Annotated in this window: 9 protein-coding genes; 6 read left to right on the top strand and 3 right to left on the bottom strand. The window is 70.2% G+C overall.

What is annotated here, in order from left to right; translation table 11 throughout:
- Nucleotides 1-168: 168 nt before the first annotated feature.
- Complete coding sequence (gene lysX, locus HF999_RS07410; protein WP_168545245.1) at nucleotides 169-3537, bottom strand: bifunctional lysylphosphatidylglycerol synthetase/lysine--tRNA ligase LysX; 3369 nt, start codon at nucleotides 3535-3537, stop codon at nucleotides 169-171.
- A 329-nt stretch (nucleotides 3538-3866) separates the two neighbouring features.
- Between lysX and HF999_RS07405 the strand changes: the two genes are divergently transcribed.
- The 3 genes from HF999_RS07405 to HF999_RS07395 all read left to right on the top strand — a co-directional run bounded on the left by HF999_RS07405 (nucleotide 3867) and on the right by HF999_RS07395 (nucleotide 7994).
- Nucleotides 3867-6113: a polyribonucleotide nucleotidyltransferase gene (locus tag HF999_RS07405; protein ID WP_168545244.1), complete on the top strand. Its 2247-nt coding sequence runs from the start codon at nucleotides 3867-3869 to the stop codon at nucleotides 6111-6113.
- A 3-nt stretch (nucleotides 6114-6116) separates the two neighbouring features.
- Complete coding sequence (locus tag HF999_RS07400; RefSeq protein ID WP_168545274.1) at nucleotides 6117-7448, top strand: M16 family metallopeptidase; 1332 nt, start codon at nucleotides 6117-6119, stop codon at nucleotides 7446-7448.
- An 84-nt stretch (nucleotides 7449-7532) separates the two neighbouring features.
- A complete protein-coding gene (locus HF999_RS07395; RefSeq protein WP_168545243.1) occupies nucleotides 7533-7994 on the top strand; it encodes a hypothetical protein in 462 nt (153 codons plus the stop codon).
- Between the two features lie 71 nt (nucleotides 7995-8065).
- Here the strand turns inward: HF999_RS07395 and HF999_RS07390 are convergent, their stop codons facing one another.
- Nucleotides 8066-9568, bottom strand: coding sequence for an amino acid permease (locus tag HF999_RS07390; protein WP_168545242.1), 1503 nt, complete (start codon nucleotides 9566-9568; stop codon nucleotides 8066-8068).
- A gap of 143 nt (nucleotides 9569-9711) precedes the next feature.
- Here HF999_RS07390 and HF999_RS07385 point away from each other — a divergent pair, with 143 nt between their 5' ends.
- A complete protein-coding gene (locus tag HF999_RS07385; protein WP_168545241.1) occupies nucleotides 9712-11592 on the top strand; it encodes a putative nucleotidyltransferase substrate binding domain-containing protein in 1881 nt (626 codons plus the stop codon).
- Between the two features lie 3 nt (nucleotides 11593-11595).
- Here HF999_RS07385 and ald read toward each other — a convergent pair whose 3' ends face one another.
- Complete coding sequence (gene ald, locus HF999_RS07380; protein ID WP_168545240.1) at nucleotides 11596-12711, bottom strand: alanine dehydrogenase; 1116 nt, start codon at nucleotides 12709-12711, stop codon at nucleotides 11596-11598.
- A gap of 96 nt (nucleotides 12712-12807) precedes the next feature.
- Between ald and HF999_RS07375 the strand changes: the two genes are divergently transcribed.
- Nucleotides 12808-13317, top strand: a complete 510-nt coding sequence (locus HF999_RS07375; protein WP_168545239.1) for an Lrp/AsnC family transcriptional regulator — start codon at nucleotides 12808-12810, stop codon at nucleotides 13315-13317.
- 106 nt (nucleotides 13318-13423) lie between these two features.
- Nucleotides 13424-14512, top strand: coding sequence for a 2,3-butanediol dehydrogenase (locus tag HF999_RS07370; protein WP_168545238.1), 1089 nt, complete (start codon nucleotides 13424-13426; stop codon nucleotides 14510-14512).
- Nucleotide 14513 lies beyond the last annotated feature (1 nt).

Genomic DNA, 14513 nt, shown 5'->3' with positions numbered 1-14513 from the left:
CGGCGGGACTCGCGGGTGCGGGGTGTGTCGCCTCCGCGAGCGATGCGTGCGGCGCATACCCCTCTGAACTGCGACGATGATGCGGGGTTATGCGCCCCGCGTATACCCCGTCATCGTTCGAATGTCTCACGATATCGGGCGGGTCGCACGACGAGGTCTCCGAGGAGCTCAGCGGTCCTGGGGTTTGACGAAGGGGAAGGCGAGGGTGGCGCGGATGTTCACGCCGGCGAGCAGCATGATGATCCGATCCACGCCGATGCCGAGGCCGCCGGTGGGCGGCATGGCGTAGGACAGCGCGTCGAGGAAGGACTCGTCGAGCTCCATCGCCTCCGGGTCGCCCGCGGCCGCGGCCATGGACTGCTTCGTCAGCCGCTCGCGCTGATCGATCGGGTCGGTCAGCTCGGTGTACGCGGTCCCCAGCTCGGCGCCGAAGCCGACCAGGTCCCACTGCTCCGTCAGCCGCGGATCCGACCGGTGCCGCCGCGCCAGCGGTGAGACCTCGACCGGGAAATCGCAGTAGAACGTGGGGAACTCGGTCTGCTTCTCGACCAGCGCCTCGTACAGCTCCATCACCAGCTTGCCCGCCGTCGCACCGCGGGGAATGGCGACGTGCCACCGCTCGCACACCGCGGCGACCTCCTCGAGCGTCGACTCCGAGGTCAGCTCCACCCCCGCCGCCTTCGAGACCGCGGAGTGCACGGTGACCACCGGCCACTCGGCGGTGAGGTCGATCTCCCGGGTCCCCCCGGCACCGTCGGGCCGCACGGCCACCGGTCGACCGTTCACGGCGACCGCGGCGGACAGGATCACCTCGCGCGTGAGGGTCCGCATGGTGGTGTAGTCGCCGTAGGCCTCGTACGCCTCGAGCGCGGTGAACTCGGGGTTGTGCGTGGCGTCGGCGCCCTCGTTGCGGAAGTTCCGGTTGATCTCGAAGACGCGCCCCATGCCGCCCACGGCCAGCCGCTTGAGGTACAGCTCGGGTGCGATCCGCAGGTAGAGGTCCATGTCGTAGGCGTTGATGTGCGTGGTGAAGGGCCGCGCGGCGGCGCCGCCGTGCACCGACTGCAGCATCGGTGTCTCGACCTCGGTGTACCCGCGGCCCACGAAGGCCTCGCGCATCGCGGCGACGGCCCGGGAGCGCCGGTACAGGAGGTCGACGGCACCGTCGTCGGTGATGAGCTCGAGGACGCGGTTGCGGGCCCGCGTCTCGTCGCCCAGGCGCACCCAGCGCTTGGGAACGGGGGACAGGCACTTGCCGGCCATCGCCCAGGACGCGAGGAGCGCCGAGGGCTCGCCCGTGCGCGAGCGCACCAGCTCGCCGGTGACCGACACCAGGTCGCCCATGTCGATCGACGTGCGCCACAGGGCCCGGGCGTCGTCGGGGGTGCGCGAGCGTTCCGCGATGACCTGCAGCGTCGCGCCGTCCTCGTGCAGATCGACGAAGGTGACGCCGCCGTAATCGCGCATCGCGCGCACCCGGCCGGTCACGGAGACGACGGTGCCCGACGCACCGTCGGGCGGGAGGACGGAGCACTGCTCCCGGGCGGAGGCCAGGGTGCAGGTGCGCGGCACCGACGGGGGATAGCCGGGCATGCCCGCGGCCTCGAGGGCCTCGAGCTTGCGGCGGCGGACGCGCTGCTGCTCCGACAGGCGCACGGGCGGCGCCTTGCGGCGCAGCAGCCGTTCCTCGTCGGCCAGGAGGCGGTCGACGAACTCGGGGTCGCGGGGCGTCTGTTCGGGGATCGACGGTCCCGCCAAGAACTTCGGCCCGATCTGCGGTAGGAAGCCCTCGGCCGTGCCGACCGCGATGCCGGCTCGCACCGCGGTGAGCACGGGGTCGTAGCAGAGGATCCGGGGCACCCACTCCGGGCGGTACTTGTCGTTGGACCGGTAGAGCGTCTCGAGCTGGTAGAACTTCGACGCGAAGCTGAGCACGGAGTCGACGAGCCGGGTGATCGGGCCGGCGCCGACGCGGTCGGCCTCGGAGAACACCGAACGGAAGACCGCGAAGTTCAACGAGATCCGGCGGATGCCGACCTCGCCGCACTGCTCGATGAGCTTGGCGACCATGAACTCGTTGAGGCCGTTCTCGGCGTCGCGGTCGCGGCGCATGAGGTCGAGCGAGAGTCCGCGGGTGCCCCAGGGCACGAAGCTGAGCAGGCCGCGGACCACCCCCTCCGCGTCGTGCGCCGAGACGAGCACGCAGCGGCCGTCCACGGGATCGCCGATGCGGTTGAGCGCCATGGAGAAGCCGCGCTCGGTCTCCTCGCCGCGCCACTTCTCGGCGAGCTCGGCGAGGCGCTTGAGCTCCTCGGCGGTGAGATCGCCGTGGCGCCGTACCTGCAGCGTGTATCCGGCCCCGCTCACGCGCGTGACCGCCTGCCGGACCGCGCGCATGTCGCGGCCCTTGAGTGTGAACCGGTCGACGTGGATGATCGCCTCGTCGCCGATCGTCAGCGTGCGCAGGCCCGCCGCCTCGTAGACCTGCGCGCCGTCGGCGCTCGCGGCCAGCACGGCGGGGTACAGGCTGTGCCGGCGACAGTCCGCGATCCACGCGTCGACCGCCCCGGGCCAGGAGTCTCGCTGGCCGATGGGATCGGCGCTGGCCATCGACACCGGGCCGACGGCGCGGCAGGTCACCACCGCCTTGCGGTCGGGCGCGGCGATCACCGCCTTGTCGCGGCGGGTGGCGAAGTAGCCGAGCGAGTCGTCCTCGCCGTACTCGAGCAGCAGGCGCCGGACCTCGAGCTCCTCCGGCTCGGTCATCAGCTCGTCGCCGCGACCGGCCCGCCAGAACGCCATGAGGGCCAGGATCAGCACCGACGCCGACATCACGCCGGCGAGCGAGTAGATCCACAGCGGGCCGGAGTGGCCGCTGAGCGCCACGTCGATCTGGCGCGGCACCGCGACGCCGAAGGTCGAGCGCAGCGACCACAGCAGGATCTCGACGGTGCCGTGCAGCCGCGAGGCGCCTCGCCCCGGGAAGGTCGACGCGAGGCCCACCACGATCACGTACACGGCGACGAAGCCGCCGATGAGGACCCCGATCGCCGCGCGGCGCGAGCCGTGGGCGAGCCGGGCCGGGAACCGCGGGCGGGCGGCGATGACGAGCCCCAGCACCACGAGGCTGATCGCCGCCGCCAACGCCGCGCCGGCCATCGAGTAGCGGATGGAGACGTACGCCTCCATGAACGCCGGGAGGTGGCGCACGTCGTCGGGGTCGACCTGGTCGGTAGCGATGATCACCAGCGTGGAGGCGTTGACCAGCACCTGCAGCGACATCAGGATCACGGTGACGGTGTGTGCGGCGCGCAGCCGGCGGCGCAGCGCGCCGCTGAGCACCGTCAACGCCGCGACCAGCAGCAGGCTGGGATGCGAGGGGATGCCGAGGATGCCGAGCGCGTCGGAGACCAGCGGCAGCACGCGATCGCCGCGGATCACGGCCATGAGCAGCGACACGAACGCCGCCACCAGCATCATCCGTGCGATCCACACGGCGGTGTACCCCTGCGTCCGCTCCCGAGCGGTCTGCGACATCCCGTCCCCCTCCGCCTGAGTACGGCGTGTGCGAATGACCTGGAAAAGACTCCCGATGATAGCCTTGATGGCGGTCCGTCCGACGTCGGCGCCGGTAGATCCGGTGGCCGACATCTGCGGTGCGCCTTCTCGGTGTCACTCCCCGCGGGGTGGTCCTCGGTAGTGGTCGCCGGAACGTTGATCTGCGTGAGGCAGAGACGAGTCCGGCGGCTTCGATCGATGACCGCGCCAGAGCGCCCGCCGCCAACGTCGAACGACGGGGCCACGCGCAGTATGCGCGCCGCCCGGTGAGGACGAGCCGCACGACAGAGAAGGTCACTTCACACTTCATGACTGATAACAACCAGGTCGAGTTCGACGACGACATCACCGAAGCCGTCGCCGTCATAGACAACGGTTCCTTCGGCACGCGCACCATCCGGTTCGAGACCGGCCGGTTCGCGCAGCAGGCCGCGGGCTCCGTCGCCGCGTACCTCGACGACGAGACCATGCTGCTGTCGGCCACGTCGCACAGCAAGCACCCCAAGGAGCACTTCGACTTCTTCCCGCTGACGGTGGACGTCGAGGAGCGCATGTACGCCGCGGGCCGCATCCCCGGCTCGTTCTTCCGCCGCGAGGGCCGCCCGTCGACCGACGCGATCCTCACCTGCCGCCTGATCGACCGGCCGCTGCGCCCGTCGTTCGTCGACGGCCTCCGCAACGAGATCCAGGTCGTCGTGACCGTCCTCTCGCTCGATCCCAAGGACCTGTACGACGTGGTCGCGATCAACGCCGCCTCGGCGTCGACGCAGATCGCCGGTCTGCCCTTCTCCGGCCCCGTCGGCGGCGTGCGCGTCGCCCTGATCGACGGCCAGTGGGTCGCCTTCCCGACCGTCGAGCAGCTCGAGCGCGCCGTCTTCGACATGGTCGTCGCCGGCCGCATCGTCTCGGGCTCCGGCAAGGACGCCGATGTCGCGATCATGATGGTCGAGGCCGAGGCCACCGAGAACGTCATCGAGCTCATCGCGGGCGGCGCCACCGCGCCCACCGAGGCCGTCGTGGCCGAGGGCCTCGAGGCCGCCAAGCCCTTCATCGCCGTCCTCTGCGAGGCGCAGAAGCAGCTGGCCGCGGGCGCGGCGAAGCCGACCGGCGAGTTCCCGCTGTTCCCGGCCTACCAGGACGATGTCTTCGCCGCCGTCGAGGCCGCGGGTGCCGCGAAGCTGGGCGACGCGCTGTCGATCGCCGGCAAGCAGGAGCGCGACAACGCGACCGATGTCGTCAAGGCCGAGGTGCTCGAGGCCGTGGGCCCGCAGTTCGAGGGCCGCGAGGGCGAGATCGGCGCGGCGTTCCGCTCGCTGACCAAGAAGCTCGTGCGCCAGCGCATCCTCACCGACCACTTCCGCATCGACGGCCGTGGCATCACCGACATCCGCTCGCTCAGCGCCGAGATCGCCGTGATCCCGCGCGCCCACGGCAGCGCGCTGTTCGAGCGCGGGGAGACCCAGATCCTGGGCGTCACCACGCTGGACATGGTGAAGATGGCGCAGCAGATCGACTCGCTCGGACCCGAGAAGTCGAAGCGCTACATGCACCACTACAACTTCCCGCCGTACTCGACCGGTGAGACCGGCCGCGTCGGCTCGCCGAAGCGCCGCGAGATCGGCCACGGTGCGCTCGCCGAGCGTGCCCTCGTGCCGGTGCTGCCCTCGGTGGAGGAGTTCCCCTACGCCATCCGTCAGGTCTCGGAGGCGCTGAGCTCGAACGGCTCCACGTCCATGGGCTCGGTGTGCGCCTCGACGATGTCGCTGCTCAACGCCGGTGTCCCGCTCAAGGCCCCCGTCGCGGGCATCGCCATGGGCCTCGTCTCCGACGAGATCGACGGCCAGGCCCGCTACGTGGCCCTGACCGACATCCTCGGTGCCGAGGACGCCTTCGGCGACATGGACTTCAAGGTCGCCGGCACGTCCGACTTCGTCACCGCCCTGCAGCTGGACACCAAGCTCGACGGCATCCCGTCGCAGGTCCTGGCCGGCGCGCTGGGCCAGGCGAAGGACGCCCGCACCACGATCCTCGAGGTCATGGCCGAGGCGATCGACGCTCCCGACGAGATGAGCCCGTACGCCCCGCGGATCACCACCATCAAGGTGCCCGTGGACAAGATCGGCGAGGTCATCGGACCCAAGGGCAAGACGATCAACTCGATCACCGAGGAGACCGGCGCCAACATCTCGATCGAGGATGACGGCACGGTGTTCGTCGGTGCCGCCGACGGCCCGTCGGCGCAGGCGGCGATCGATCGCATCAATGCGATCGCGAACCCGCAGCTGCCCAAGGTGGGCGAGCGCTTCCTGGGCACCGTGGTCAAGACCACGGCGTTCGGCGCCTTCGTCTCGCTGGTTCCCGGCCGCGACGGCCTGGTGCACATCAGCAAGCTGGGCAACGGCAAGCGCGTGAACAAGGTCGAGGACGTGGTCAACGTCGGCAGCAAGCTGCAGGTCGAGATCGCCGACATCGACGAGCGCGGCAAGATCAGCCTGATCCCCGTCGTCGAGGAGAAGGCGGACGAGTCCGCCGCCGCTCCCGCGGGCGAGGAGTAGGAACTGAGCAGCCTGACATCCCGGGCTGCACGGACGGGGGCATCCGGATCGGGTGCCCCCGTTCGTCGTAGCGTGCTGCCGGGCGGCCTGCGGGTCGTCACGGAGACGGTGCCCGGTTCCCGGTCCGCGGCGGTCGGCCTGTGGGTCGCCGTCGGCTCGCGCGACGAGCACCCCGCCTCGGCGGGTTCCGCGCACTTCCTCGAGCACCTGCTGTTCAAGGCGACGCCCCACCGCGACGCGGCCTCCCTGGCCGCCGAGGTGGATGCCGTGGGCGGCGAGATCAACGCCTTCACGTCGAAGGAGCACACGTGCTACTACGCGCACGTGCTCGACGTCGATCTGGAGCTCGCCGTCGACGTGGTGACGGACGTGGTGCTCAGCGGCCTGTGCCGCCCCGAGGACGTCGATGTCGAGCGGGAGGTGGTGCTCGAAGAGCTCGCCATGCGCGACGACGATCCGGAGGACCTGGTCAACGAGGCGGCCACCGGGGCCCTGCTCGGCGATCATCCGCTCGCGCGACCGGTCCTGGGCACGGAGGAGTCCGTCTCCGCCATGACGGCGGCGCGCCTGCGGGGCTTCCATCGCCGGCGGTACACCCCGGAGCGGATGGTGCTCGCGGTCGCCGGGAACGTCACGCACGCGCAGGTGGTCAAGCTGGCGCGCAAGGCCTTCGCCGGCAGGCTCGACGGTGCCGCCGAGTCGGCTCCGATCCGGACCGGGATCCGGCGCGCCCCGGGCGCGCCGGCGCTTCAGGTCGTGAACCGCGACGGCGAGCAGTCGCACCTCGTCGCCGGCACCCGGGCGTACGGGCGGTTCCACCCGGACCGCTGGGCGCTGTCGGTGCTCAACACCGCGATCGGCGGCGGCCTGAGTTCGCGCCTGTTCCAGGAGATCCGGGAGCAGCGCGGCCTGGCGTACACCGTGTACTCGGCGGTCGACACCTACGCCGATACGGGACTGTTCTCCGTCTACGCGGGGTGCTCCCCGGAGCGGCTGGGCGAGGTAGCGACGGTCGCCCGGAAGGTGCTCGAGGACGTCCGGGATGACGGCCTCACCGGCGAGGAGCTGACGCGGGCCAAGGGCTCGCTCCGGGGCGGGTTGGTGCTCGGTCTCGAGGATGCGCAGTCCCGCATGCACCGGATCGGGCGGAGCGAGGTCAACTACCAGAACCAGCGGACGATCACGCGCACGCTCGCCGCGATCGACAAGGTCTCCGGGGCGGACGTGGACCGGGTCGCGCGGGATCTGCTGTCGCAGCCCTTCGGTGGTGCGGTCCTCGGCCCGCACCGTGGAAAACGCGGTGTCCCGGCCTCGGTGCGGAACTGGTTGGGCTGAGTCGGACGCGGTTTTGTCTCGTTTTGATATCGTTATAGAGTTTGCGAAGTCAAAACCTATCCGTCACGACCCAGAGGACCGCTCATGAACTCGTTCGCCCGTCGCGCGATCGCCGCCGCCGCCGTTGCCGGCGCCGCGATCACCTTCGTCCCGGCGGCGGCCAACGCCTCCGGTTCCGTGGTGTTCCGTGGCACCGTCACCGGCGGCACGTCCATCCGGACCGATGCCCCGAACGCCACGGCCACCTGGGTCGGCGACTACGACGACGCCGGCAACCTGGTGATCCGCACCAACTGCGTGATCGCGCGCCATGAGCTCGGGGTGATCGGTATCCCGCCGTCGCCGCTGCCCAAGGAGCGGTGCGAGTCGATCAAGGGCATCGACCTGTCCGACCGCCTCCTGGTGTGGGAGAACGCCACCACCGGCGCGCACGGCACCGCCCGCTCGGAGTACGACGGCACGTTCATCGTCAAGCCCGGCAAGGGCAGCGTCAACGTCGCCATCACCGGCATCGTCGGCACCGCGGTCGCGACCTACGTGGCCTGACGGCAACACGAGAGCGGCGGCCCACCGGATTCCCGGTGGGCCGCCGCTCTGCGTCTGCGGGTGCGGTACGGCTACTTCTTGTCCGCGTTCGGTGCGTCGTCGAGCGACCAGCTCGGGGCGAGGTCACCACCCGTGTGCTCGACGACCGCGGGCTTGACCGCGAACCAGCCGGCGACGAGGACGACGACGAAGACCGGGATACCGATCACGACCACGATGAAGTTGGTCTTGTCCCAGAACTCGGGCGCGCCCTTCCAGCCCGAGTACGCCATGCCGACGATGACGAGCAGCAGGAAGGCGAGTCCGACGTAGCTCATGAAGGGGGCGAGCGGGGCGCGGAACGGGCTCGTGCTGACGACGCCCGCATCGGAGAGGCGCCGGTAGCGGATGTGGCACAGGAAGATCAGCGACCACACGCCGACCACCGCGATGGCCGAGGCCTCCAGGGCGATGTCGAAGGCCTTGCCGGGCACGAGCACGTTGAGCACGGCGCCGAGGACGTAGAAGATCGACGTGACGAGGATGCCGTTCGCGGGGACGCCCGACTTGCTCATCTGCATGAACATCTTCGGTGCCTCGCGGCTGGCGGACAGGCTGCGCAGCATGCGGCCGGTGGTGTAGAGGCCGGCGTTGAGCGAACTCATGGCGGCCACGATCAGGACGGCGTTGATCAGGTTCGCCATCCACCCGATGCCCATCTTCTCGAAGACGGTCACGAACGGTGAGGTGTGGCCGGCCGCGTCGAACTCGGACGTCGGGAGCATGCACACCAGCAGGAAGATCGAGCCGCAGTAGAACACGCCGATACGCAGAATGACGGAGTTGACGGCCTTGGGGACCTCGCGCTGGGGGTTCTGCATCTCGCCCGCGGCGATGCCGACCATCTCGATGGCGGCGTAGGCGAAGACGACGCCGGACATCACGACGATCGGTGCGATCCAGCCGAAGGTGTCGCTGTGCGGCCAGAATCCGCCCGGGTTCTTCCACAGGTTGGAGATGCCGGCGCGGTGACCCTCGTCGCCGATCTTGATCTGGCCGACCACCATGACGATGCCGACGACGAGGAAGATCACGATGGCGGCGACCTTGAGCACCGAGGCCCAGAACTCGAACTCGCCGAAGGCGCGCGCCGAGAGCAGGTTGATCACCAGGACCACGGCGAGCGCGATGATCACGGACACGCCCTGCGGCAGGTCCCACCACTTGCGCACGTACAGCGCGACCGCGGAGAGCTCGGCGACGCCGGTGAGCGCCCAGAACACCCAGTACAGCCATCCGGCGGCGAACGCGGCGGCCTCGCCGAAGAATTCGCGGGCGTAGGAGACGAAGGCGCCCGAGCTCTGGCGGTAGAGCACCAGTTCGCCCAGGGCGCGCATGAGGAAGAAGGCGATGACGCCGACGAAGGCGTAGCTGAACAGCAGGGCGGGGCCGGTGCTGTGCAGGCGGCTGGCCGATCCGAGGAACAGGCCCGTGCCGATGGCGCCACCGATGGCGATCATCTGCACGTGTCGGCGTCCGAGGGTCTGCTTGTAGCCCTCCTGCTCGGCCGCGAACTTACTGGCGGGTTGAGTCATGGGTGAATCGTTCTCCTCAACGTGCTGGGGCGCGTGTGGGTTGTGCGCTGGATGGGAATGTAGACCTCGCAACGCTTCCGTGGACGTGTTACTGAGAGATGACTTGCGGATGTCGATCGGCGTGGACGTGTAAACATAGGTCCATGACCGACTTCTCGGACCTGGGGGAGCTGTTCACATTCCTGTCCGGCCACCCGCCCTTCGACGGCCTGCCCGACGATGTCCGTGCCCGTCTGGCTGCGGAATCGTCGGTCCGGGAGTTCGGCGAGGGCACCACGATCCTCGACGGTCTCTCCGCTTCTCCCGACCATGCCTTCGTCGTCCTGGCCGGCCGGGTCGGCGTCTGGAACTTCCCGGCCAAGGTCGTGACGGAACCCGGTGACGTCGACGAGGTGGTCGGTCCGGGTGGCGTGTTCGGGTACGTGGTGATCCTCGTGGGCGCGAAGGGCGGCCCCCGCGCGGTGGCGCTGACCGACGTGACGCTGCTGCGCCTTCCGGCGTGGGCCGTGGCCGACATGTTCTCCACTCCCGCGGGCGCCGCCTTCCTCGCGACGGAACTGGCGCGACCCGTCGCGCCGCTCGCGGCCGACGAGGTCCGCGAGCGCACCGCGGGGCAGATCGTGCGGCGCGCGCCGATCACGTGTCCGCCCACGGTCACGATCCAGGAGGCCGCCACCACGATGACGGAGGCGCGGGCCGGATACATCGTGGTGGAGAACGCCGCGCGCGAGCCCCTGGGCATCGTCACCGATCACGACCTGCGGGCCCGGGTGATCTCGATGGGGCGGCCGGTGACCGATCCGGTGTCGGCCGTGATGACCGCCCCGCTGGCGGCGGTGCCGGAGGCCGCGCTGTCGTCCGACGTGCTCATCGAGATGCTCGACCGCAAGCTGCACTACATGGCCGTGCTGGACGAGCAGGCGGCGGTGATGGGCGTGGTGCAGGACGTCGATTTCCTCACCGTCCCCACCACGTCCACCTTCGCGCTCCAGCGCCGGATCGAGCGCGCGGCCGCCTCCGAGCTGCCGGAGATCGGCGCGACGATCCGCTCGATCTTCCCCGTGCTGTGGGGGCAGCAGGCGCCGGTGCGGCACATCTCGGGCGTCGCGGCCGTCGCGATCGAGGGCATGGTGCGCCGGTGCATCGAACTCGAACTGCCGGTTCATCCGGAGCTGCACGAGGGCGACTTCACGTGGCTGTCGCTGGGCAGCGTGTCGCGTCGCGAGGTGGTGCCCAGTTCGGACGTCGACAGCGCGATCATCCTCAAGGACATGCCCGGTGCCTCGGCGGAGGAGATCGAGGTCCGACGGTCCGCCGCCCTCGCCCTTGCGGCCGCGGTCCATGCGCGCCTGGAGGAGTGCGGCATACCGTCGGACACCAACGGCGCGACGGCCGCCAAGCCGCGGTTCTGCCGGACCGAGTCCGAGTGGCTCTACGCGGCGAGCGAGTGGATCGACGCCCCGTTGTCGAACAACGCGATGATGATGGCCTCGCTGCTCGTCGACGGCCGCCCCGTGTGGGGCGACCTGACGCTGCAACCGGTGGCCGGTGTGTACCAGCATCTGTCGGAACATCCTCGGGCCTTCATCCTGATGCTGCGGGAGGCGCTCACGGCGAAGGCGCGGCTGCGCTCGGTGCGCGATGTCATCTCGCTGCGGGGCGGCACCTTCGACATCAAGGCGCACGCGCTGGTCCCGGTGGTCAACATCGCCCGGTGGGCGGCGCTGAGCCGGGGGTCGACGAAGCTGCAGACCCGCAACCGGCTCGCCGCCGGCGCGGATTCGCCCGTCCTGCCGGATGATTCGGCCGAGGTGCTGAGGGAGGCCTTCTCCGTCCTGGAGCGGATCCGGATGGAGCACCAGGTCGGGCAGATGGCGGCGGAGCGCCCCCCGAGCGATGTCGTCTCCATCCGGCGACTGTCGTCGCTGGACCGCGGCCTCCTCGAGCAGTGCGTGCGCGAGGTGGCCGCGGTGCAGCGGCGGATGGCCAACCTCGCCCAGTACCTCGACGCGGGCGAGTGGTGACGATCAGGCCAGGACGGAACCCGGCGCCTTCGACGGGATGTCCAGGGCGGCACCGACGCTGGCGTTGAGCAGCACGCCGTCGTGCGTGGACAGGCCGGCGGCGAGCGCGGGATCGGCGGCGCACGCGCCCTGCCAGCCCTGGTCGGCGATGCGCAGGACGTACGGCAGGGTCGCGCCGGTGAGCGCGAAGGTCGACGTGCGCGGCACGGCGCCGGGCATGTTCGCGACGCAGTAGAAGACGGTCTCGCCCACGGTGAAGGTCGGATCGTCGTGCGTGGTGGGGTGCGAGTCGGCGAAGCAGCCGCCCTGGTCGATGGCGATGTCGACGAGCACGGCGCCGGGGCGCATGCGGTGCACGAGCTCGGTCGAGACGAGCTTCGGTGCGGCGGCGCCGGGGATGAGGACGGCGCCGATCACCAGGTCGGACTCGACGATCGCCTCCTCGAGGGCGAGGGAGGTCGAGTAGCTGGTGTGCACGCGTCCGCCGAACTGCGCGTTGACGGCACGCATCTTGCGGACGTCGAGGTCGAAGACGGTGACGTCCGCCCCCATGCCCGCAGCGATCTGTGCGGCGTTGATGCCGGACACGCCGCCGCCGATCACCGTGACCTTCGCGGGCGAGGTTCCCGGGACGCCGCCCATGAGCACGCCGCGGCCGCCCTTGGAACGCATGAGGTGGTAGCTGCCGACCTGCGGGGCGAGGCGGCCCGCGACCTCGGACATCGGGGCGAGGAGGGGGAGCGAGCCGTCCTCGAGCTGGACCGTCTCGTAGGCGATCGAGGTGGTCTTCGACGCGAGGAGGGCGTCGGTGCACGGCCGCGAGGCGGCGAGGTGGAGGTAGGTGAAGATCGTCTGGTCGGCGCGCATGCGGCCGTACTCGGCCTCGATCGGCTCCTTCACCTTGAGCAGGAGATCGGCCTCGGCCCACACCTCGTCGGCGGTGGGGACGATGCGGGCGCCGGCGGCGACGAAGTCGTCGTTACTGATCGCGGAACCGACACCGGCGCCGTCCTCGATGAGGACGTCGTGGCCGCGGCGGGCGAGCTCGGCGACGCCGCCGGGCGTCATCGCGACGCGGTACTCGTTGTTCTTGATCTCGGTGGGGATTCCGACGCGCATCGTGTGCTCCTGTTCGGCGGTGGCTTGTGTCACATAGTGTGAAGAAACAGCGGAAGTCGATCAAGTCATCGGAAGAAGATTCTGTAGATTGACGATATGAATGTCGGAGATTCTGCAAAGTCGGCGTATCGGCCCGCGCCGACGAACGATCATCGCCCGTTGCTCGACGACGCCGACCGGCGCATCCTCCTGGTGCTGCAGCGCGACGGCCGCGTCTCGAACGCCGCGCTCGCGGAGGAGGTGGGGCTCGCACCGTCCACCGTGCACACCCGCGTGCGGCGCCTGACGGACGCCGGCGTGATCCGCGGGTTCTTCGCCGATGTCGATCCCGCGGCGGTCGGGCGGCCCCTGCGCGCGATGATCGCGGTCACGCTGCGTTCCACCGCGCGGCACCGGATCCGCCAGTTCGTGGAGTCGGTGATCGACCTGCCGCCCGTGATCGACGCGTACTTCCTGGCCGGTGGGGACGACTACCTGCTGCACATCGCCGCGATCGACACCGAGGACCTGCGGCACCTCGTCGAGTACCTCAGCGCGCGCGAGGAGGTCGCGGGCACCAACACCTCGCTCGTGTTCGAGCACGTGCGCGGCTCGGCGCCGCTGTAGTCGGGTCCCAGGCCGCCGGGGCGGTGCAACCCGCTGCAACGATGGTGGTGCAGGCGGACCGGGCCGACTGTGGGACAGGTCATACTCGTCCCACTCGGAGGATCCCATGCGCGCTGCCCGCTACTACGACCGCGAAGACGTTCGGATCGAAGACGTCCCGGAGCCCGAACTCGAGCCCGGCACCGTCGCGATCGATGTCGCCTGGTGCGGCATCTGCGGCACCGACCTGCACGAATACGTCGACGGCCCCATCTTCGTGCCGCCGCACGGCCACCCGAACCCCGTGAGCGGCGAGGCCGCGCCGCTGACCATCGGACATGAGATGTCCGGCGTCGTCGCCGCCGTGGGGGCGGGCGTCGACGACCTGGCCGTGGGCGATCACGTCGTGGTCGAGCCGTACATCATCGCCGACGATGTCGACACCGGGCCGGAGAGCCTGGACTACCACCTCTCGCCGAACATGAACTTCATCGGTCTCGGTGGCCGCGGCGGCGGGCTCGCGGAGAAGATCGTGGTGCAGCGCCGATGGGTGCATCGGATCTCCAAGGACGTGCCGCTCGATCAGGCTGCTCTCGTCGAGCCGCTCGCCGTCGGCTACCACGCGTTGCAGCGTTCCGGCGCGGGCGCGGGCGCCTTCGCGCTCATCACCGGCGCGGGCCCCATCGGCCTGCTGACCGCGGCGGTGTGCAAGGCGAAGGGCCTCACCGTGGCGATCAGCGAGCCCAGCTCCCTGCGGCGCGAGCGGGCCGCCGAGACGGGCGTGGCGGACCACGTCTTCGATCCGACCACGACGGATGTCATCGAATCGGTCCGTGCGCTGACCGGCGGCCGCGGCGCCGACGTCGGCTTCGAGTGCACCTCGGTGCAGCCCGCGCTGGACACCCTGTTCGACGCGCTGCGCCCGCAGGCCGTGCTGGTCGTCGTCTCGATCTGGGGGCACCCGGGCACCGTCGACATGCAGAAGCTCGTGCTCAAGGAGATCGACATGCGCGGCACCATCGCGTACGTCAACAACCACGCCGACACCATCGCGCTGGTCGAGAGCGGCACCGTCGACCTCGCCCCGTTCATCACGGGCAAGATCGGCCTGGACGACCTGGTCACCGTCGGCTACGACACGCTGCTGCACCACAACGAGACCGCGGTGAAGGTCCTCGTCTCGCCGTCCGGCGCGGGGCTGCCCACCGGAGTCTGAC

Source organism: Tsukamurella spumae (assembly GCF_012396015.1).
In the GTDB taxonomy this organism is placed as follows: domain Bacteria; phylum Actinomycetota; class Actinomycetes; order Mycobacteriales; family Mycobacteriaceae; genus Tsukamurella; species Tsukamurella spumae.
This window is presented reverse-complemented; position numbering and strand designations above follow the sequence as displayed.

Bases quoted from the DNA above. Each gene is read 5' to 3' on its own strand.
- HF999_RS07370 (WP_168545238.1), top strand. From the start codon at position 13,424: ATGCGCGCTGCCCGCTACTACGACCGCGAAGACGTTCGGATCGAAGAC.
- HF999_RS07375 (WP_168545239.1), top strand. From the start codon at position 12,808: ATGAATGTCGGAGATTCTGCAAAGTCGGCGTATCGGCCCGCGCCGACG.
- HF999_RS07390 (WP_168545242.1), bottom strand. From the start codon at position 9,568: ATGACTCAACCCGCCAGTAAGTTCGCGGCCGAGCAGGAGGGCTACAAG.
- HF999_RS07405 (WP_168545244.1), top strand. From the start codon at position 3,867: ATGACTGATAACAACCAGGTCGAGTTCGACGACGACATCACCGAAGCC.
- lysX (WP_168545245.1), bottom strand. From the start codon at position 3,537: ATGTCGCAGACCGCTCGGGAGCGGACGCAGGGGTACACCGCCGTGTGG.
- HF999_RS07395 (WP_168545243.1), top strand. From the start codon at position 7,533: ATGAACTCGTTCGCCCGTCGCGCGATCGCCGCCGCCGCCGTTGCCGGC.
- HF999_RS07385 (WP_168545241.1), top strand. From the start codon at position 9,712: ATGACCGACTTCTCGGACCTGGGGGAGCTGTTCACATTCCTGTCCGGC.
- ald (WP_168545240.1), bottom strand. From the start codon at position 12,711: ATGCGCGTCGGAATCCCCACCGAGATCAAGAACAACGAGTACCGCGTC.